The sequence below is a fragment of the Priestia sp. FSL P4-0332 genome (genome assembly GCF_038005845.1).
Lineage (GTDB): Bacteria > Bacillota > Bacilli > Bacillales > Bacillaceae_H > Priestia.
This window is the reverse complement of the sequence record NZ_JBBOUA010000001.1, coordinates 4,732,762-4,751,328: the sequence shown is the minus strand read 5'-3', so window position 1 is coordinate 4,751,328 and position 18,567 is coordinate 4,732,762. Positions and strand designations below refer to the sequence as shown.

At 37.2% G+C, this 18,567-nt stretch carries 23 protein-coding genes and 1 riboswitch; of the genes, 13 read left to right on the top strand and 10 right to left on the bottom strand.

Annotated elements, in window-relative coordinates; translation table 11 throughout:
• The first annotated feature begins 2 nt into the window (after positions 1-2).
• The 3 genes from menC to MKY06_RS24865 all read left to right on the top strand — a co-directional run bounded on the left by menC (position 3) and on the right by MKY06_RS24865 (position 5,009).
• Positions 3-1,106 (top strand): o-succinylbenzoate synthase, encoded by a 1,104-nt coding sequence (menC, locus tag MKY06_RS24875; protein ID WP_029319911.1) that lies wholly within the window; start codon positions 3-5, stop codon positions 1,104-1,106.
• 280 nt (positions 1,107-1,386) lie between these two features.
• A riboswitch (cobalamin riboswitch) is annotated at positions 1,387-1,572 on the top strand.
• Between the two features lie 133 nt (positions 1,573-1,705).
• On the top strand, positions 1,706-3,949 hold the full coding sequence (locus tag MKY06_RS24870) for a ribonucleoside-diphosphate reductase subunit alpha (protein WP_016765778.1): 2,244 nt from the start codon (positions 1,706-1,708) through the stop codon (positions 3,947-3,949).
• Between the two features lie 16 nt (positions 3,950-3,965).
• Entirely contained in the window at positions 3,966-5,009 is a 1,044-nt protein-coding gene (locus MKY06_RS24865) for a ribonucleotide-diphosphate reductase subunit beta (protein WP_013059560.1), read from the top strand.
• A gap of 29 nt (positions 5,010-5,038) precedes the next feature.
• Here the strand turns inward: MKY06_RS24865 and MKY06_RS24860 are convergent, their stop codons facing one another.
• On the bottom strand, positions 5,039-5,242 hold the full coding sequence (locus MKY06_RS24860; protein ID WP_013059559.1) for a hypothetical protein: 204 nt from the start codon (positions 5,240-5,242) through the stop codon (positions 5,039-5,041).
• A 66-nt stretch (positions 5,243-5,308) separates the two neighbouring features.
• Entirely contained in the window at positions 5,309-5,467 is a 159-nt protein-coding gene (locus MKY06_RS24855; RefSeq protein WP_013059558.1) for a DUF1540 domain-containing protein, read from the bottom strand.
• Positions 5,468-5,674: 207 nt separating this feature from the next.
• Here MKY06_RS24855 and MKY06_RS24850 point away from each other — a divergent pair, with 207 nt between their 5' ends.
• Genes MKY06_RS24850 through MKY06_RS24840 form a run of 3 tightly spaced genes read left to right on the top strand, consistent with a single transcriptional unit; the run spans position 5,675 to position 7,240 of the window.
• Positions 5,675-5,956, top strand: coding sequence for a DUF2325 domain-containing protein (locus MKY06_RS24850; protein ID WP_025601454.1), 282 nt, complete (start codon positions 5,675-5,677; stop codon positions 5,954-5,956).
• A gap of 54 nt (positions 5,957-6,010) precedes the next feature.
• Positions 6,011-6,766, top strand: coding sequence for a hypothetical protein (locus MKY06_RS24845; protein ID WP_223268961.1), 756 nt, complete (start codon positions 6,011-6,013; stop codon positions 6,764-6,766).
• Positions 6,767-6,781: 15 nt separating this feature from the next.
• A complete protein-coding gene (locus tag MKY06_RS24840; protein WP_025601458.1) occupies positions 6,782-7,240 on the top strand; it encodes a flavodoxin in 459 nt (152 codons plus the stop codon).
• Positions 7,241-7,270: 30 nt separating this feature from the next.
• Here the strand turns inward: MKY06_RS24840 and MKY06_RS24835 are convergent, their stop codons facing one another.
• Positions 7,271-8,308: a cytochrome d ubiquinol oxidase subunit II gene (locus MKY06_RS24835; protein ID WP_013059554.1), complete on the bottom strand. Its 1,038-nt coding sequence runs from the start codon at positions 8,306-8,308 to the stop codon at positions 7,271-7,273.
• Positions 8,309-8,323: 15 nt separating this feature from the next.
• On the bottom strand, positions 8,324-9,658 hold the full coding sequence (locus MKY06_RS24830; RefSeq protein ID WP_013059553.1) for a cytochrome ubiquinol oxidase subunit I: 1,335 nt from the start codon (positions 9,656-9,658) through the stop codon (positions 8,324-8,326).
• A gap of 152 nt (positions 9,659-9,810) precedes the next feature.
• Between MKY06_RS24830 and MKY06_RS24825 the strand changes: the two genes are divergently transcribed.
• A complete protein-coding gene (locus tag MKY06_RS24825; protein WP_013059552.1) occupies positions 9,811-10,056 on the top strand; it encodes a type B 50S ribosomal protein L31 in 246 nt (81 codons plus the stop codon).
• A gap of 29 nt (positions 10,057-10,085) precedes the next feature.
• On the opposite strand, the gene MKY06_RS24820 is transcribed toward MKY06_RS24825, so the two are convergent.
• Both MKY06_RS24820 and MKY06_RS24815 read right to left on the bottom strand, forming a co-directional pair.
• Positions 10,086-11,045 carry a metal ABC transporter substrate-binding protein gene (locus MKY06_RS24820; protein ID WP_098602592.1) on the bottom strand — a complete coding sequence of 320 codons (960 nt, stop codon included), beginning with the start codon at positions 11,043-11,045 and terminating at the stop codon, positions 10,086-10,088.
• A gap of 83 nt (positions 11,046-11,128) precedes the next feature.
• Complete coding sequence (locus MKY06_RS24815; RefSeq protein ID WP_025601462.1) at positions 11,129-12,316, bottom strand: GTP-binding protein; 1,188 nt, start codon at positions 12,314-12,316, stop codon at positions 11,129-11,131.
• Between the two features lie 119 nt (positions 12,317-12,435).
• On the opposite strand from MKY06_RS24815, the gene MKY06_RS24810 reads away from it, so the two are divergent.
• Entirely contained in the window at positions 12,436-13,008 is a 573-nt protein-coding gene (locus MKY06_RS24810; RefSeq protein ID WP_098602591.1) for a beta-class carbonic anhydrase, read from the top strand.
• 3 nt (positions 13,009-13,011) lie between these two features.
• Here the strand turns inward: MKY06_RS24810 and yidD are convergent, their stop codons facing one another.
• Entirely contained in the window at positions 13,012-13,239 is a 228-nt protein-coding gene (yidD, locus tag MKY06_RS24805; protein WP_013059548.1) for a membrane protein insertion efficiency factor YidD, read from the bottom strand.
• 150 nt (positions 13,240-13,389) lie between these two features.
• Here yidD and MKY06_RS24800 point away from each other — a divergent pair, with 150 nt between their 5' ends.
• From MKY06_RS24800 to ytkD, 5 genes are all read left to right on the top strand, one after another.
• Positions 13,390-13,863, top strand: a complete 474-nt coding sequence (locus MKY06_RS24800; protein WP_013059547.1) for an S-ribosylhomocysteine lyase — start codon at positions 13,390-13,392, stop codon at positions 13,861-13,863.
• 163 nt (positions 13,864-14,026) lie between these two features.
• Positions 14,027-14,467 carry a Dps family protein gene (locus tag MKY06_RS24795; protein WP_013059546.1) on the top strand — a complete coding sequence of 147 codons (441 nt, stop codon included), beginning with the start codon at positions 14,027-14,029 and terminating at the stop codon, positions 14,465-14,467.
• Positions 14,468-14,558: 91 nt separating this feature from the next.
• A complete protein-coding gene (locus MKY06_RS24790) occupies positions 14,559-14,984 on the top strand; it encodes a phage holin family protein (RefSeq protein ID WP_013059545.1) in 426 nt (141 codons plus the stop codon).
• Between the two features lie 74 nt (positions 14,985-15,058).
• Complete coding sequence (locus MKY06_RS24785; RefSeq protein ID WP_013059544.1) at positions 15,059-15,379, top strand: hypothetical protein; 321 nt, start codon at positions 15,059-15,061, stop codon at positions 15,377-15,379.
• A 103-nt stretch (positions 15,380-15,482) separates the two neighbouring features.
• Entirely contained in the window at positions 15,483-15,953 is a 471-nt protein-coding gene (ytkD, locus tag MKY06_RS24780; protein WP_013059543.1) for an RNA deprotection pyrophosphohydrolase, read from the top strand.
• 46 nt (positions 15,954-15,999) lie between these two features.
• Here ytkD and MKY06_RS24775 read toward each other — a convergent pair whose 3' ends face one another.
• The 3 genes from MKY06_RS24775 to MKY06_RS24765 are packed head-to-tail and all read right to left on the bottom strand — an operon-like array spanning position 16,000 to position 18,563.
• Positions 16,000-16,806 carry an ABC transporter permease gene (locus MKY06_RS24775; protein ID WP_025601482.1) on the bottom strand — a complete coding sequence of 269 codons (807 nt, stop codon included), beginning with the start codon at positions 16,804-16,806 and terminating at the stop codon, positions 16,000-16,002.
• Complete coding sequence (locus tag MKY06_RS24770; RefSeq protein WP_025601484.1) at positions 16,793-17,563, bottom strand: ABC transporter ATP-binding protein; 771 nt, start codon at positions 17,561-17,563, stop codon at positions 16,793-16,795. The genes MKY06_RS24775 and MKY06_RS24770 overlap by 14 nt, the downstream gene beginning before the upstream one ends.
• Before the next feature lies 1 nt (position 17,564).
• Positions 17,565-18,563 (bottom strand): ABC transporter substrate-binding protein, encoded by a 999-nt coding sequence (locus MKY06_RS24765; RefSeq protein ID WP_013059540.1) that lies wholly within the window; start codon positions 18,561-18,563, stop codon positions 17,565-17,567.
• Positions 18,564-18,567: the final 4 nt, after the last annotated feature.

Below are 18,567 nucleotides of genomic sequence, written 5' to 3'. Positions count from 1 at the left end.
CGATGATTATAAAAAAAGTACATCTTTATAAAATTGACATGAAGCTTCTTTCTCCTTTTTCAACAAGCTATGGTACGGTGCAGGATCGAGAATTGATTTTGCTGGAAGTAGAAGATGAAAAAGGTTTTACAGGGTGGGGAGAGGTCGTTGCTTTTTCATCTCCTTGGTATACGGAAGAAACGATTCAGACGTGTTTTCATATGTTAGACGATTTTTTAATTCCTTCGCTTCTTCATCAGCAGCTTCAAAAACCAGAGGATGTTCAAAAGCTATTCAAACCTCTAAAGCGAAATAACATGGCTAAAGCAGCTTTGGACTGTGCTGTATGGGATTTGTATGCAAAGCGGCAAAATAAGCCGTTATCTGAAGTAATTGGCGGAGTAAGGCCTGCTGTAGAAGCTGGAGTGGTAGTTGGCTTAAATGACATTTCCGTAATGAAAGAACAAATAAAGACTTACATGAAAGATGGCTATAAGCGCTTTAAAGTGAAAATTAAGCCGGGTGCTGACTATGAGCTACTGAAACAAATTCGAGATGAATTTCCAAGCATTCCTCTTATGGCTGATGCCAATTCAGCCTATACGTTAAGCGATAGTGATTCATTGAAGAAACTAGATGAATTGAATTTAATGATGATCGAACAGCCGTTAAGTTCTGATGATATCCTTGATCATCGATTGTTACAAAAGCAAATGAAGACGCCGATTTGCTTAGATGAAAGTATTGTGAGCTATGAAGATGCACGTCATGCAATTGAACAAGAAAGCTGTAAGATTATCAATGTGAAAATCGGTCGAGTTGGCGGAATGTCCGTAGCAAAGCAAATTCATGATTTATGCGCCCAGCATGGTGTAAGACTTTGGGTTGGAGGAATGTTAGAAGCAGGGATTTCACGAGCTCATAATATCGCCCTTGCCACACTGCCTTCTTTCACGATACCAGGTGATATTTCTGCGTCGTCTCGCTATTGGGAAAAAGATATTATTAAGCCCGAAGTAGAGGTAGAAGCCGGAGTAATAAAGGTGAAGGGAAAACCGGGGATAGGATACGATATTGATAAAAAGTTTATCAAAACAATCACAGCATTTGAAAAAGAATACAAATAATTAAAAACCGTTTTTTTATGAAAAACGGTTTTTTTTATTGAGGTTGTCAATGTTTAGTAGAAAAATAGGACAAATTTTTTAAAAAGAGCACATTGTTCCATCAAGCGTGTCAAAACATGTTATGATGGAATAGTTTGATGAAAAAGGTCGAAGAGTTTTATCGTAAAAAACAAAATTATTTTTGAAAATAGGTTGATAGTTTTCTAAGTTGTCCTATATAATGTGTTTATAACATAACACAATATGTTGTTTTGAAATCCATAATAAAATACTATATTTTGTGTTTTCCAGTGAAAAAGGTGTCTGATAAAAAGACTTAAAAGGGAATTTGGTGAAAATCCAAAGCTGTCCCCGCAACTGTGAATGCTGATGAAATAAGGAGATCCACTGTGAGTAAACATCATGGGAAGGCCTTAAAGTAAAAAGAAGCATAAGTCAGGAGACCTGCCTTTTTTATGTCGTTTTATCTTCTTCGGGAGGTGAGAGGGTAGAGCGAGGATTGAGAAAAGACTTAGTGTCTTCTTCTATCTTCGTTCTATTCGCTCACCGAGGTACGGTGAGCGATTTTTTATTTTGAAGTGAAGAGAGGAGCCATATTTATGGTGAATACATTAAAGCCTACAATTCTACATGAATTAACTGCATATATTGAACGTTTAAAAAAAGAATTTACGCAGCTTGATTTTTCTTTGTATGAGGAAAAGGTTATTCAAACTGTTACAGTAAAGGAAAATATGACGGACGAAAAGGTTGCAAACGTACTAATTTTGGCAGCCTTAGAGCGTATTTCAATGGAAGAACCCGATTGGACGTACGTAGCGGCAGACGTCTACTTAAACGAACTATATCGAAAAGCAGCGGACAACCGAGGTTACGATAAAAAAGAGAAGTACGGTTCGTTTTATCAGCTTATTCAAGAACTAACAAAAATTGGCATTTATAATAAGCAGCTATTAAAAACATATACAGAAGAAGAAATTAATGAAATTGCTTCAGTCATTATTCCTGAACGCGATCGTTTATTTACATACATTGGATTGTTGACATTAGCAGATCGCTATTTAGCGACATCACATGATAAGCGCGTATACGAATTACCGCAAGAACGTTTTCTTATCATTGCTATGACGCTGATGTCTCAAGAAAAGAAAGAAAATCGAACAGCATTAGTAAAAGAAGCGTACTGGGCGCTTTCTAGTCTATATATGACGGTTGCCACACCAACACTTTCAAACGCAGGAAAGAGCTACGGACAGCTATCTAGCTGCTTTATTGATACGATTGATGACAGCTTACGCGGTATTTATGATAGCAATACAGATTTGGCCACGCTTAGTAAAAATGGAGGCGGAATTGGTGTCTACCTCGGTCATATTAGAAGCCGAGGAAGTGATATAAAAGGTTTTAAAGGCGTATCATCAGGAACAATTCCATGGATGAAACAGCTAAATAATACGGCTGTAAGTGTCGATCAGCTAGGTCAACGACAAGGAGCTATTGCCGTATATTTAGACGTATGGCACAAAGACATCTTTTCATTCTTAGACGCGCGTTTGAACAATGGTGACGAACGTCAGCGCACGCATGATTTATTCACTGGCGTATGTTTGCCAGATTTGTTTATGGAAAAAGTAGAGGCACGTGAAGACTGGCACTTATTCGATCCTCACGAAGTTCGTACGCTGATGGGCTACTCGTTAGAAGATTTTTATGATGAAGAAGAAGGCAGCGGTTCGTTCCGCACTCGTTACGCTGAGTGTGTAAATAATGAACAGCTTTCAAGAGAAACAGTACCTGCTATTGAAATCTTCAAGCGCATTATGCTTTCGCAGCTTGAAACCGGAACGCCTTATATGTTCTATCGTGATACGGTTAACCGAGCTAATCAAAACCGCCACGAGGGCATGATCTACTGCAGCAACTTATGTACAGAAATTACGCAAAACCAAAGCACAACGGTCGTAACAGAGGAAATTACGGAAGACGGAAAAATTATTATTACAAAGAATCCGGGCGATTTTGTTGTATGTAATCTTTCTTCTATCAACTTAGCGAGAGCCGTAACTGAAGATGTGCTTGAACGTTTAATTCCAATTCAAGTACGCATGCTTGATAACGTTATTGAGTTAAATGATTTGCCGGTACTTCAAGCAAAACTAACAAACCAAAAGTACCGCGCAGTAGGGCTTGGCACATTTGGTTGGAACCATTTGCTTGCCTTAAAGAAAATAGCATGGGAAACAGATGAAGCGGTAGCATATTGCGATGAATTATATGAGCAAATTGCTTACTTAACCGTACAGGCAAGCATGAACTTAGCTAAAGAAAAAGGTGCATATCCATTATTTAAAGGCTCAGATTTTGAGTCAGGCGCTTATTTTGAAACACGTAAATACACAAGCGAAGCGTGGAGTGAACTGCGTAACGAAGTTCAAAGCAATGGGATAAGAAATGGCTACTTAATGGCTGTAGCACCTAATTCATCAACATCTATTATCGCGGGTTCTACTGCAAGTATTGATCCGATTTTCCGTAAGTTTTATTCAGAGGAAAAGAAAAACTATAAAATCCCGGTGACGGCACCAGATTTATCACCAGCAACAAACTGGTATTATAAGTCCGTTTATTTAATTGATCAGCACTGGAGCATTAAGCAAAACGCCAAGCGACAGCGCCATATTGATCAATCCATTTCATTCAACTTATATGTGCAAAATGATATCCGAGCAAAAGAGCTGCTGGATCTTCATATGACGGCATGGAAAGAAAAGTTAAAAACGACCTACTACGTACGTTCAACATCAAGTGAAGTCATTGAAGAATGTGAAAGCTGTCATAGTTAAAAGGAGTGAATAATTGATGACAAGCATGTTAAAACGAGAATTAATGAACGAAACAGCTCCGAACCGTTCGACAGGAATCATTAACGGCAAGAGCTCAAATATTCTAAACTGGGATGACGTCCGATTTTCATGGGCGTTCCCTAAATACAAACGTATGCTAGCTAACTTCTGGACGCCGTTTGAAATTAATATGGGTCAAGATATTAAGCAGTTCCCTCAGTTAACGGCTGACGAACAAGAGAGCTTTTTAAAAATTATTGGCTTGCTGGCGCTACTGGACAGTATTCAATCAGATTATGCTAGCAAAGTAGCTGACTATGTAACCGATTCTTCGATTAATGCTCTAATGATTATTTTAGCGCAGCAAGAAGTGGTTCATAATCATTCGTATTCATATGTTTTATCAAGTCTTGTACCAAAAGGAAAACAAGATGAAGTATTTGAATACTGGCGCACAGACGAAAAGCTTCGCGCTCGAAATGACTTTATTACAAACGGATATAAAGCATTTAGCGAAGAAGCAACGGTTGAAAACTTTTTGAAGTCTATGGTATATGATGTTATTTTAGAAGGCCTTTTCTTCTATAGCGGATTTGCTTTCTTCTATAATCTTGCGAGAAATCAAAAGATGGTGGCGACATCTACGATGATTAACTATATCAATCGTGATGAACAGCTTCACGTTGGGTTATTTGAAAAGATTTTCAAGGAAGTACTAAATGAAAATCCAGCTTATCGTACGGAGGAGCTAGAAACGTTTGTAGTTGAAACGTTCCAAGAGGCAGCTCGTCTTGAAATTGAATGGGCGGAATCTGTTATCGGAGAAAAATTCGACGGCATCACGATGAAAGAACTGCAGCAGTATATTGAATACATGGCTAATAAACGCTGTAATCAGTTAGGCTTCGGTCGAGCTGCTTTCCCAGAAGCACCGATTGAAAATCCTCTTCGTTGGATTATTGCTTATCAAGAGGTAGATTTAGGGAAAACGGATTTCTTTGAACAGAAATCAAGACAATATACAAAAGCATCAGATGCGAATGGATTTGATGATCTATAAATACAAAAGCTGACTAATTTCCTTATTGATTAGTCAGCTTTTTTTAAGTGAATAAGTCCAAGTTCTAATGCACGTGTGGTAATTAAGTCATCAATTTCTTCTGGAATGTTTTCAAGTGTTCCCCATTTATATGTCCATAAATGAGTAAACGATTGTACATAGATTGGAAAGGTTTGTTCATTTGCTTTTATTGCTTCTTCTTTAAAAAAATGAATCAGTTGTTCAGTTTTCATATTAGTCTCCTTTTTTATGATCTTGAAGAGAGAAAAAAGACAACCCAGAGGCTGTCCTTTTGCGGGTTACGCTTCAGTTGGCTTGAACGTTTTACAGTCTGTTTCATAACTGCTTGCTGCATGTTTTCCGCTATGACTTACCACGTAAATTTCTTCTGCGCTGCAGTGATTTCCATTTTTCCAAAAGTGACAGTTATTTACTTCACAAAGAATGTTTTGTTCCAACGTTAACCCTCCTTTGTATGTGATAGCTATAGTATGGTCAAAATTCAACTAACTTATAAGAAAGGTGGTAGACTTTCATTTTAATTGAGAATTTTTATCAATTAAACATTGACAAAGAGAATCATTCTCAATTAAACTGTGTATATAGTAAAGAATACAAGTTGTTGTCAAATCATTAAATGAATAATTAATTGGGAGGGAACAAACATGTCATCAGTTATGGTTGTAGGAGGAGACAGGTTAAAGCATATTACAGATCGTTTAGCGGGAGAAGGATTTAATGAAGTAATTCATTTAGATGGCCGTAAAAGCAATATGGTGAAGCGAGAAATACCCGAACATATTGGGGTTGTATTAGTTATTACGGATTTTATTAATCACAATATGGCAAAAGTCATTAAAGAGAAAGCAAAAAAACAAAAAAAACCGATTTATTTCGTCAAACATTCATGGAGTGCTATTCGTAAAGTGATTGAGCAAATTTCATGATTTAATTTTTACTTATTATTGAGAATGAATTTCAATTAGGGTGGTGAGACATAGGTGGAACCGATAAAAGTGCATATAAAGACACTCTCTAACGACCACATCGAACAATTTATTCGATGTCCGTACAAATTTTATCAGCAGCAGCTTCTTTTGAAAAAAACATCTATAGATTGGAAACAGCTTGTTCAAGTAACTGTCCATCAAATCATTAAAACATACTATAGCAAGCCCGTTGAGTATCGCTCGAACCTCTATGTTTTACAGCTTATTGAAAAATATTGGCGCCTAAAGCCAAATATGTTTTCATCACCCGTTCACTATTACGATGTGTTAGCTAAAGTAAGCGATTATTTACTAAGGTTTTTAGGAGAGAAAGCACATGTGGAACTACCGCTTTTTGTGTTTGAGAAATACAGCGTGTATGTAGAAGAAATTCAAAGCAACCTTTCTCTAACCATTGATTTTGCTGCATGGACAGAGAAGTCTTATACGGTAACAAAATTCATTCTAGATGACCATGAAGAAGTGAAAAACGCCATGAAAGACTTTATTATCGTTTTTTCGAAACAAGCTTTTAAAAAGGTTCCTGAACAAATTCGTTTTTATTCATTATTAACTGGAGAAACAACAACTTATCATATTGCACCAGACGATTATCAAAAAGCCATACTTCAACTACATATTGTCAAAAGTGTGTTAATGGAACCAAAACATTTTCAAAAGAATTATGCATCCAGTGAGTGTGAAAACTGTCCTCTTAAGCAAGAATGTTGTGAAGAAGGAGATGTGCGGCCAACACTGCTGGTGTAAAGGAGCGTCATTTACATGAAGGAAATCTTACTAGCTTATGCGAGTATGTCAGGTAACACAGAAGCGATAGCCGATTTGATTGAAGAAGAATTAGTCAAGCATGGATTGCATGTGAAACGAGCAGAAGTATATGACATTGATGCTTCTGACCTTGTATCCGCAGAATCTATTATCTTTGGAGCTTATACGTGGGGAGATGGAGAGCTGCCAGATGATTTTTTAGATCTTTATGATGAAATGGATGATATAGATCTCAGTCAAAAGCAGATGGCTGTATTTGGCTCAGGTGATTCATCATATGATGTTTTTTGCGGAGCAGTTGATTTAATTGAAGAAAAAATAAAGAGACGTAACGGAAATATAGCCGTTCCCGGTTTGAAAATCGAGCTCTCTCCCTTTGGAGAAGATGTAGAAAAATGTAAGGTATTTGCTAAAGGTTTTGCTGAAGTAGTAGCAAAATCTGCTGCTTCTTAAGAAAACCCGGTCAAGTGCTGACCAGGTTTTTTAATATGGCTTCTTTTTGCTGTATTCTTTATTATCTTTCATAAATAGACGCCAGAAATAAAAGAATCCAGGAAATAAAATAGCAAAACCAACAATATACACAATAAATAAAGAATGAAACGCATCGGGATGTGTAAATCCATTCTCAATCGTTACGTTTGGATAGACAACATAAGGTAAATGACTTCGTCCGTATACGTAACTTGCTAAGAAATATTGAAGGATAATGGATACCACGGCTAAACGAGGCATGCCTTTTCCTTTTTGAGAAGGTAGCAGCAGAGCAATGCCAGCTACTACAAATAGACCTACAGATCCGTAAAGAAGGGGCTTAAACTGCATCATTTTATCATATAACCAGCTTGCTTCTGATTGCATTGTAATCATAATAAAGATAGCCATTAGCAGGGAAAGAGGTCCTGTAATGAGCGCATCACGCCGATAGACCGCATAAGCTTCCATTTCGTCAGATGACTTCGAGTAATCTGCTAATAACAGAGACGATAGAAACAGCGAAGAGCTTATGGCAAACCCGATAAATGAATAGACGTGCGGACTTGAAAATACTTTTGCTAAATTTAATCGTTGCGTGCCATCAATTATATCAATAAATCCACCTTGACTTACTGGCAGTACAGCGATTAAAAAAGCAGGAATTAACACGCCGGATATACCGGATATATAAACCAATGCTCTCCGATATTTGAAGCTGCTAGCATAGTGTGAAAACACTAAAAATCCGCTTCGAATAGATAAGAGAAGTAAAATGATACTTCCGGGTATTAGTAACACTGTGCCAAGCGTAAATGTAGCTCGAGGAAAAAAACTAAACAGCGCAACAACAATCGCAACGATAAATACATTGGTTACTTCCCAAGTAGGCGATAGATATCTGTTTGCTACATCTGTAGCATTTGTTTTCGTACGATTAATATATACCATCGACCAAAAGCCAGCTCCAAAGTCCATCGTTCCCATTACGGCATAGATAAAAATGAAGCCCCATATTACAGTAATTGCTAGTAATGAATCACCCATATTCTCACATCCTTTTTAATCTGCTTGCGCAGCAAGCTCTTTAGAAAGCGGATTTCTTCTGAAATAAAACACCAGTACAAGGGCGACTGCGGCCACAAGTACGATATAAACAAGCAAAAATAAAAAAAATAAAATATGCAAATTAGCAGAAGTGGTAACTGCTTCTGATGTACGCATGATGCGGTAAATGACCCAGGGCTGTCTTCCTGTACATGCGAAAATCCATCCGAATTCAATGCCCATGATCGCGAGAGGGCCTGTTGCGACAAATGCCCACATAAAAATTTTAGGGAAGCTTTTCTTCTTTAAAAACTTGTACCAAACAACGCCCACTAGCGCCACTAAAATTAAAATCGATCCGATAATGACCATACCGTTAAACAAGGTATGCACAAAAAGCGGCGGCCAATAATCCCTAGGGAAGTCATTGAGTCCAGTAATCACTGTATTAAAGCTATTACCCGACAAGAAGCTGAGCATCCATGGAAACTCAATTCCATACTTGACTCGCTGTTCTTTTTCATCTGTAAATCCGCCTAAAGCTAATGGCGCATGATCTTGCGTTTCAAATAGACCTTCAGCTGCTGCAAGTTTTTCGGGTTGATATTCGTATACTTTTTGCATAGATTCATGTCCATTCAAAGCTGTTACAAAAGAAAAAATCCCGCCGATTACTAATCCCATCATCAATGCTTTATGATGAAATTTATATTCTCTTGGATTATGTTTTCGCGCACGAAGCATTTTAAAGGCAGCGACTGAAGCAATGACAAAGCCTCCGGTTGTATAAGCAGAAACGGCTACATGACCGGACGTTACAAAGAAACTCGGATTAAAGAAAGCTGCCCAAGGATCTACGCTTACAATTTCGCCATTTAAAATTCGAAAGCCAGCAGGTGTTCCTTCAAATGCGTGCACGTTTGTAATTAAAACGGCAGAGGCAAGAGCGCCTATTGCTACTAAAATTAGACTGATAATCCTCATTTTTCGAGAAATACGGTCCGCTGCGTATACGTAAATAGAGAGAAACAGAGCCTCAATAAAGAAAGCATAAATTTCAATTTGAAAGGGAAGAGCCATCACTTTTCCTACGATTTCCATAAAACCCGGCCAAAGCAACGCTAATTGTACACCAGCAATCGTTCCCGTAGGAATGGCGACTCCAAGCAGGACAGCAGCTCCTTTTGTCCAACGCTGTGCCATAAGTTCATAATCTTTATCTTTTGTTTTGTAGTAAAGAATTTCAGCCAATAAAATCATGAGAGGAATGCCGACGCCAAGAGTGGCAAAAATGATATGTACTCCCATGTTCAAACCAAACATTGAACGTGCAGTAACTAAATGATCCATTCACTTTTCAACCTTTCCAGTAAAGTATTGATAAACCTTATTGTCCACTTTTTACCACGCTTTATGCATCAGAATTGGTAAAACATATAACTTGAAAATAGTAATCATTACGATTATAATAAGTGTATATTGTTTTAAAGGAGAGATATTTAATGAAAACAAATATTCATCCAGACTATCGTAAAGTTGTATTTATGGATACAAATAGCGGAACATCATTTTTATCAGGATCTACAAAACAATCAAATGAGACCGTTCAATGGGAAGATGGCAACACATATCCGCTTTTAAAAGTTGAAATCAGTTCGGATACACATCCATTTTATACAGGAAAACAAAAATTTGCTGATAAAGGCGGCCGTGTAGAACGCTTTAAGCAAAAATATAAGTTACAATAAAAAAACTAGCCGGGAGGCTAGTTTTTTTATTAATATAATGCTTTTTTCAACGTATCAATGTTGTGCTGCATAATGGAGAAATAATCTTCTTTATTTTTAACATCGTTTTTTGTTAATGACTCTAAGTTATGAAGTGTTAAAGCTTGAGCTCCCACTTCATTTTTTACAAGCGTAGACACTTTAGGCTTTAAATTTTGGTCAAAGATAAAGTATTTGATATGGTCTTTTTTTGCCTGTTTTACGATGTTTTCTAATTGTTTTTGAGACGGCTCATTTGTAGGAGATAAACCCGCTACGCTAATTTGCTTTAAGCCGTATCGTTTTTCCCAGTAGCCATAGGCTGCATGTGATACTAAAATTTCTTTATGAGGTGCGTCGCCAATCGTTGTTTTTAACTCTTGGTCCACATCTTCAAGGTGAGTCTTTAACGCTTGGAAGTTCTTTTCAAACTCTGCTTTTTTATCTGGTTTTAATTCAATAAGTTCATCTTTAATATTTTCTGCTAATTGAATAGCTAAAACAGGATCAAGCCAAACGTGAGGGTCTGTATCTCCGTGGTTATGCTCTTCTTCATGGGCATGTTCGTCTTCGTGAGCATGATCATCTTCAGAACTCTTTGCTAATTTAATTCCTTTTGCAGCTTCTACTAAAGCTACATCTTCATTTTTAAGTGTAGACTGTGCTTTATCTGCAAAACCTTCAAGTCCAATTCCTGAGAAAACGAATGCGTCCGCGTTGGCGATTTTAACCATTGTTTTTGTTGTAGGCTCAAATGAGTGGGCATCTACACCGGTTGGTAAAATGCTTTTAGCTTCTACATATTTTCCACCAATTTTTTCAGTAAAGTCTTGTAAAGGGTAGATTGTTGTATAAACTTCTAATTTTTTGTTTTTATTATCAGATGCGTTATTTGCACTGCTTGAACTGCACCCTGCAAGAGCTGTTCCGATTCCTAATGCAAGCACCATTAAAAGTGGTTTGAATTTCATTATGTTGCTCCTTCCGTTCGTATCGTAACCATTTATGACCTATGTTATTATATCGTAATTATTACGATTTGAAAACTAAAAATTTACGCACTTACTGTAAACTTAGGAAGGGGATCTTTGAGAGTAGCCCAATCTTGATTCATTTCCTCATTTGTCAGCAAACAGCGGTCTAAAGTTTCAATTATTTCAGCTGTGTTCATATCAATACCAATGAACACGAGCTCGTTAATACGATCTCCAAATTGTTCATCCCATTTTGCTCGTAATTCAGGCTCTTCTTTTAAGGTTTGTTCTCTTTCTTCCGGTGCGTAAGTTGCTATCCATTCACCCGCTGCTTGAATCATAATGGACGTACCCGCTTGAGAAAGAAGTCCTGCCATATTATTACGCGAAGCAAGCCAGAAAAATCCCTTTGCGCGTACAATATCAACCGGCCAGTTCTCTAACCATTTCATAAAGCGTTCAGGATGAAGGGGACGATTCCTTCTGTATACAAAAGAAGAAATACCGAACTCTTCCGTTTCAGGCGTATGGTGTTCTTCATTTAATTCTTTAATCCATCCGGCTCCTTGACTAGCTTTTTCAAAGTCGAATAAGTGGGTATGAAGTATGGCTTCAAGGCTTACTTCACTATTAATTGTTTGGATAACAGTGGCTTCTGAGTTTAATTTATGAAGAACAGCCTGCAGCTCATCTGCATCATCTTTTGTTAACAAATCAACTTTGTTTAACAAAATGACGTTTGCAAATTCAATTTGATCGATTAATAAATCAATCACTTCTCTTGTATCGTTTTCATCTGTTCCTTCTTTGCGGTCTAATAAGCTTTCGCCGGATGAAAAGTCTTCCCAAAAGCGATTGGCATCTACTACAGTGACCATCGTATCTAACGAACATTTCTGAGTTAAATCAATGCCAAGCTCTTCATCAATATAAGTAAATGTTTGAGCAACAGGTATAGGTTCGCTGATTCCGGAAGATTCAATGACAATATAATCAATATCACCATTGTCAGCTAGGCGTTCTACCTCTTTCATTAGATCGTCTCGAAGCGTACAGCAAATACAGCCATTTTGCATTTCAACAAGTTTTTCTTCTGTTCGAGAAAATCCGCCTTGTTTAACTAAGTCTGCATCAATATTTACTTCGCTCATGTCATTGACAATAACCGCGACCTTTAAACCTTCTTTATTTTTTAAAATATGGTTCAAAAGAGTTGTTTTACCTGAACCAAGGTATCCGCTTAAAACGGTAACGGGAATTTTTTTCACTGTTATAACCTACTTTCTTGTTTGTAAATAATAATGATTACGATTTAACACTTTTCATCTTATAGGAAAAAGTATTATAATACAAGAAAGAATTTTTTTTATGAAGGAGAAGACAGCAAATGAGCTTATTACAAGATGTTTTAGAATTCAACAAAAAATTTGTAGAAGAAAAGAAGTATGAACTTTACGAAACAAGCAAATTCCCTGATAAAAAAATGGTCATTTTATCGTGTATGGACACAAGATTGGTAGAATTGCTTCCACACGCTTTAAATTTACGCAACGGAGACGTGAAAATCGTTAAAAATGCAGGAGCGCTTGTTTCACATCCATTTGGAAGTATTATGCGAAGCATTTTAGTAGCTGTGTACGAGCTACAAGCTGATGAGGTATGTGTAATTGGTCACCATGACTGCGGAGCAGGTAAACTTCAGGCGAAACCTTTTTTAGAGAAAGTAAGAGCAAAAGGCATCTCAGATGAAGTGATTAATACCATTGAATATTCTATGGACTTGAAACAATGGTTAACGGGTTTTGATTCAGTAGAAGAGACTGTTCAGCATAGTGTAGAGACAATCCGTAATCATCCTCTATTTTCAAAAGATACTCCTGTACATGGGCTAGTTATTGATCCAAATACAGGAAAGCTAGATGTTGTTGTAAATGGGTATGAAGCAATCGAAAACAACTAAAGCTTAGTGTGATTTTTTCTCAGGTACTTCATCGATGCCACCCGGATGGAACGGGTGGCATTTTAAAATGCGTTTTACAGTCAAATAAGATCCCTTTACGGCACCAAAGCGTTTAATGGATTCAACTCCGTACTGGGAGCAAGTAGGGTAAAACCGGCACCTTGCCGGAAGAAAAGGTGAAATTCCTTTTTGATATCCTTTTATAAGTAAAAGCAAAAGCTTTGCAATCATTTATTATCACGTTCTTTCTTTCGTGTTTGCTCATACTATAAGGGATAGAAGGAATAAAAAGCAACTAAAAGAAATAAAGGTTATTAAATGGATGAAATATATCGGAATTGCATGTTATGATAGGTGAAAGAAGAAAAAAGGAGTGGTATTATGCCATCAGTAGAAAGTTTTGAGCTAGATCATAATGCGGTTAAAGCACCTTACGTAAGACACTGCGGTGTTCACAAAGTGGGAAGCGACGGCGTTGTAAATAAATTTGATATTCGTTTTTGCCAGCCAAACAAACAAGCAATGAAGCCCGACGTTATTCATACGTTAGAGCATTTATTAGCTTTTAACATTCGTACTCATGTAGAAAAATATGATCACTTTGATATTATTGATATTTCGCCTATGGGATGTCAAACTGGGTACTACTTAGTAGTGAGCGGCGAGCCGACTGTACGTGAAATTATTGACTTGTTAGACGATACGTTAAAAGATGCAATTAACATTACTGAAATTCCAGCAGCAAACGAAAAGCAGTGCGGTCAAGCGAAACTTCACGATTTAGAAGGAGCAAAACGCTTGATGAAGTTCTGGCTAGAACAGGACAAAGAAGATTTAGAAAAAGTATTTGGCTAAAAATAAGCAGTCCACTGGGCTGCTTATTTTATTTGAAAAAAGATGAAGAAGTTTCTCTGAGTCTAAAGAAAGGGAAATGTCTCTTTTTATGAAAAAAATGTTTTAATCAACTAAAAAAGGGTACAACTATATTATATAAAGAGTTCACAAAGGAGCGAAAAACATGGCAGCAAATGTAAATGAAATCGTTAATAAACAAGTAGCGAATTTTAGTGTAATGTACATAAAACTTCATAACTTTCACTGGTACGTAAAAGGTGAACAATTCTTCACTCTTCATGAAAAGTTTGAAGAGCTGTATACGGAAACAGCTACAATTATTGATGACCTTGCAGAACGCCTTTTAGCATTAGAAGGAAAACCTGTGGCAACAATGAAAGAATCGTTAGAACTTTCTTCTATTAAAGAAGCGGATGGAAGCGAAACGGCTAAAGATATGGTTGCTTCTTTAGTAAGCGATTTTGATACGCTAACTGCTGAATTAAAAGAAGGAATGGACGCAGCCGGTGAAGCGGGCGACGAAACAACAGGAGACATGCTGTTAGCCATTCATCAAAGCTTAGAGAAGCATACGTGGATGTTAAAATCATTCCTAGGCAAGTAATTAAAACCTGCGAGTACTCGCAGGTTTTTTTATGATAAGATGGACGAACACTTTTTTTTCACTGGCATATACTGTAGGGATATGACTGCTTATGACTGCTGAAAGGGTGAAAAAAGTGGATATGCAGAAGCTTGCTGTCTTGATAATCTCAAGTTTAGGTTCACTGGCTTTTTTTTTATTTGGAGAGTGGGACTATTTACTAATGGCTTTAGTAGCATTAGTGGCAATGGATTACTTGACGGGTACAATTGCAGCTTTTATAAATAAACGTTTATCTAGCAAAGTAGGTTTTAAAGGAATTGCCAAAAAGATTTTTATTTTTGCCATGATTGCTGTAGCAAACTTTATCGATTCTGTATTCTGGGAAAACGGTCATATTATTCGAGATGGAGCTATTTTGTTCTATATTTTAAACGAAATGATTTCAATTACAGAAAATGCAGGAATTGTAGGAATTCCAATTCCAGAGCCGTTAAAAAAAGCAATAGCGATTTTAAAAGACCGCTTTAAATCGTAGAGTGTATAAAAAAAGAATAAGATACAAATAAGAAAGATAAGTTGGCACTAGAAAGAAGGAGCTGAATATCTTTCATGACAAAAAAATATTATGTATCTCTGAGTTCAGGAGAAATCAATCAGTCAAATACTGCTTCAGATTGGAATTATGCAATTGAAGCAACAGATGAAGAAGTGGAGAAGCTGAGAACGTATTTAGATCAGCGTGCTTCAAGCGATTGGTCGAGCTTTTGGCGATCACATATTCCATATCTGGAATATCATCATGATTCTCAAAATGATATGTACGATAAAACGACAGTTGAAATATATACCATGCTTTATCAGCTGGGAGACAATGAAACAAAATCACATATCAAACAGATGAATATTTTATCTTCAGATAGAATGGAATAAGGGGTAAAAAGCAAAGAAAAAAGTACGAGCATACTTTTCTTATCAGGTATGGCCGTAATGTATGATAAAATAAGGGAAAAATCAAATGGAGTTTGAGTCGACCATGTACACATTTAAGGATGCATATCATAATCAAGTATTTTTATCATTTGAAAAAAATCCATTCTCGAAAACTCCACGTCATGTTTGGGTCGTATGCAGGTATGAAAATCAATGGTTGCTAACGAATCACTCAAAACGAGGTTTAGAATTTCCCGGAGGAAAACTAGAAGGCAATGAAGTACCAGAAGAAGCAGCGGTTCGAGAAGTATTTGAAGAAACAGGCGGAGAAGTCTCTTCTTTAACTTATATTGGTCAGTACAAAGTAGTAAGTAAAGGAAAGACTATTATTAAAAACATTTATTTTGCTACTATTGGAAATGTAATTAAAAAAGAAGACTACATGGAAACAGATGGTCCAGTAATGATTGATGAACTACCTTCGGGTATTCAACAAGATGATGCATACAGCTTCATCATGAAAGATAATGTTTTACAATATGTAATGAAATATGTAAAGCGAACATTTTTGTAAAAGCATCGTATTAATAAAAATCCCCCCGTTTGTACGGGGGGATTTTTTATGAGCGTCGGATCAATTTCTTTTCTAAATAAGCAACGCCTTGGTACATAATCGTAGCGAAAATGGCAATTAATAATAAGCTGAGAAGAACAAGAGTAAAGTTGAAAACTTGGAAACCATAAATAATCATATATCCAAGCCCTTTTGAAGAAACTAAAAATTCTCCTACGATGACGCCTACCCAAGATAAGCCGACATTTACTTTAAATGTGGAAATAATGGCAGGCATGGAAGCTGGCAGAATTGCTTCTTTAAAACAGCGGGTTTTCGTTGCACCGAAGCTTTTTAGTAATTTAATATAGTTTGGATCAACTTCTTTAAAGGCTGTGTAAACGACGATGGATGTAATAATAACGGATATAATCGCTCCCATCGTTAAAATTGAGAAAAATCCTGGACCGATCGCTACTATTAAAATAGGGCCCAGCGCTACTTTGGGCATGGCGTTTAAAATAACGAGGTAAGGGTCTAATATGTTTGCAAGCCTAGTTGAATACCAAAGGGCCGTTGCAAGTAAAATACCTAGCAATGTGCCTAGAATGAAGCCAAGAACCGTTTCAAATAATGTAAAACCAATATGTTCTGCTAGCGAGCCGTCGGCAAGTTTAATTAAAAATAAATGCCATACTTTAGTAGGGGAACTGAAAATTAAAGGATCAATCCACTTTAAACGAGAAGCTAGTTCCCAGAAGCTAAAAAAGGCTAAGAAAATGACCATCTGTACGCTCAGTACTAATCGTTTTTCGCCGCGAACCTTGCGAAGGTAGCTTTCGTGAAGAGTATTTAGGGAGCTAGTGGGTTTCAAGTTGATCAAGCTCCTTCCATATGTCCATAAATAAATCGTTATAGACAGGGTGCTGGCGTGCTTCAAACGGAGAAAGGGTTCGTAAAATAGAAGGAACCGTAAATATTTTTGCGATTTTCCCCGGCTTGGCTGAGAATAAAAAGATTCGGCTGCTCATAGCAATGGCTTCGCCGATATCGTGCGTGACCAAAACGGCCGTTTTTTGATAGGTCATCAGCGTTTTGGAGACAAGTTCTTCAAGCTTGAGTTTTGTTTGAAAATCGAGTGCTGAAAAAGGTTCGTCTAAGAGTAAAATAGCGGGGTCAATAGCAAGTGTTCGAACTAAAGCGACGCGTTGTCTCATGCCTCCGGATAACTGGTGCGGATATAGGCTATCTACGCCTTGTAAACCGATTTCTTTTAGAAGTAACAAAGCTTTCTTCTCTGTTTCATCTGTTAGCTGGCCGCGAATTTCAAGACCAAGTAAAATATTTTCTTTAATGGTTTTCCACGGAAACAAATAATCTTGTTGAAGCATATAACCGATGTTTGGGACTGATGTTCCGATATTTTCACCGTCTATTGTGACAGAGCCGGACGATGGTTCAATCAAGCCGGCAATAATCGATAGAAGCGTCGTTTTTCCACATCCGCTTGGGCCGAGAAAGGAAACAAATTCTCCTTCTTCAATAGACAAATTAATATGTTCAAGTGCAGTGGTAGCAGACTTTGTCGTAAGATACATATGCTGAACATCTTGAATGTGAAGTTTTGTCATATTACTCACTCATTGCATCTTTTGCGAATTTTGTGTTGACTAGCTTGCTGTGATCGATGTGTCTTGGAAGTTCTCCAGATTCGTCCATGATTTTTTGTAAATGATCCCACTCTTTTTGATCTAATAAAGGGTTAGTTGCAAAGGATTTTTGGGATTTATAGCGGTCAATAACAGTTTTCAGCGTTTCTTTAGGTGTATCTTCAAAATACGGTGCAACCACTTCAGCAATTTCATCTGTGTTATGTGTATTCACCCATTTTTGTGCTTTGTAAATAGCTCGAGTAAATTTAGCCGCTGCTTCAGGGTTATCTTTTAAATAGCTTTCTTTGGCCATAAATGTTGTATAAGGAACTGTTCCTGATTCTTTTCCGAAGGAAGCAACGATATGTCCTTTTCCTTGTTGCTCTAAAATACTAGCCGTTGGCTCAAATAATTGAACGTAATCTCCAGTGCCAGAAGCAAAAGCATTCGCAACGTTAGCAAAATCAATGTTTTGAACGAGTTTTACATCTTTTTTAGGATCAATATTATGCTGTTTCAACACATATTCCCCTACCATTTGCGGCATGCCGCCTTTGCGTTGACCAAGAAACGTTTTGCCTTTAAGCTGATCCCATGAGAAGTGATTGACTTTTTTACGCGCTACTAGAAATGTTCCGTCGGTTTGGGTTAGTTGTGCAAAGTTGATGACGGGATCACTAGACCCCTGTGCATATACGTAGATTGAAGTTTCCGAGCCGACTAGAGCGACGTCGATGCCGTCAGATAAAAGTGAAGTCATTGTCTTATCTCCGCCCCACGTTGTTTTTAAATCTACCTTTAGTCCTTCTTCTTCAAAAAAGCCTTTTGAAATAGCGACGTACTGGGGAGCATAAAAGATAGAGCGAGTTACTTCGCCAACACGAACCGTTTGTACAGATGTTGTTTTGCTGCAGCTAATTAGTGGAATGAGTAAAATCATAATAGCAAGCAAAGAAAAAAGCCATTTGATTGGTTTCATAAAG

Coding starts and splice junctions, on each gene's coding strand:
- MKY06_RS24850 (WP_025601454.1), top strand. CDS start 5,675: ATGTCATCAGTTATGGTTGTAGGAGGAGACAGGTTAAAGCATATTACA.
- MKY06_RS24860 (WP_013059559.1), bottom strand. CDS start 5,242: ATGAAAACTGAACAACTGATTCATTTTTTTAAAGAAGAAGCAATAAAA.
- MKY06_RS24765 (WP_013059540.1), bottom strand. CDS start 18,563: ATGAAACCAATCAAATGGCTTTTTTCTTTGCTTGCTATTATGATTTTA.
- MKY06_RS24795 (WP_013059546.1), top strand. CDS start 14,027: ATGGCAGCAAATGTAAATGAAATCGTTAATAAACAAGTAGCGAATTTT.
- MKY06_RS24830 (WP_013059553.1), bottom strand. CDS start 9,658: ATGGATCATTTAGTTACTGCACGTTCAATGTTTGGTTTGAACATGGGA.
- yidD (WP_013059548.1), bottom strand. CDS start 13,239: ATGATTGCAAAGCTTTTGCTTTTACTTATAAAAGGATATCAAAAAGGA.
- MKY06_RS24800 (WP_013059547.1), top strand. CDS start 13,390: ATGCCATCAGTAGAAAGTTTTGAGCTAGATCATAATGCGGTTAAAGCA.
- MKY06_RS24820 (WP_098602592.1), bottom strand. CDS start 11,045: ATGAAATTCAAACCACTTTTAATGGTGCTTGCATTAGGAATCGGAACA.
- MKY06_RS24825 (WP_013059552.1), top strand. CDS start 9,811: ATGAAAACAAATATTCATCCAGACTATCGTAAAGTTGTATTTATGGAT.
- MKY06_RS24840 (WP_025601458.1), top strand. CDS start 6,782: ATGAAGGAAATCTTACTAGCTTATGCGAGTATGTCAGGTAACACAGAA.
- MKY06_RS24870 (WP_016765778.1), top strand. CDS start 1,706: ATGGTGAATACATTAAAGCCTACAATTCTACATGAATTAACTGCATAT.
- menC (WP_029319911.1), top strand. CDS start 3: ATGATTATAAAAAAAGTACATCTTTATAAAATTGACATGAAGCTTCTT.
- MKY06_RS24785 (WP_013059544.1), top strand. CDS start 15,059: ATGACAAAAAAATATTATGTATCTCTGAGTTCAGGAGAAATCAATCAG.
- MKY06_RS24835 (WP_013059554.1), bottom strand. CDS start 8,308: ATGGGTGATTCATTACTAGCAATTACTGTAATATGGGGCTTCATTTTT.
- MKY06_RS24810 (WP_098602591.1), top strand. CDS start 12,436: ATGAGCTTATTACAAGATGTTTTAGAATTCAACAAAAAATTTGTAGAA.
- MKY06_RS24865 (WP_013059560.1), top strand. CDS start 3,966: ATGACAAGCATGTTAAAACGAGAATTAATGAACGAAACAGCTCCGAAC.
- MKY06_RS24770 (WP_025601484.1), bottom strand. CDS start 17,563: ATGACAAAACTTCACATTCAAGATGTTCAGCATATGTATCTTACGACA.
- MKY06_RS24790 (WP_013059545.1), top strand. CDS start 14,559: ATGACTGCTGAAAGGGTGAAAAAAGTGGATATGCAGAAGCTTGCTGTC.
- ytkD (WP_013059543.1), top strand. CDS start 15,483: ATGTACACATTTAAGGATGCATATCATAATCAAGTATTTTTATCATTT.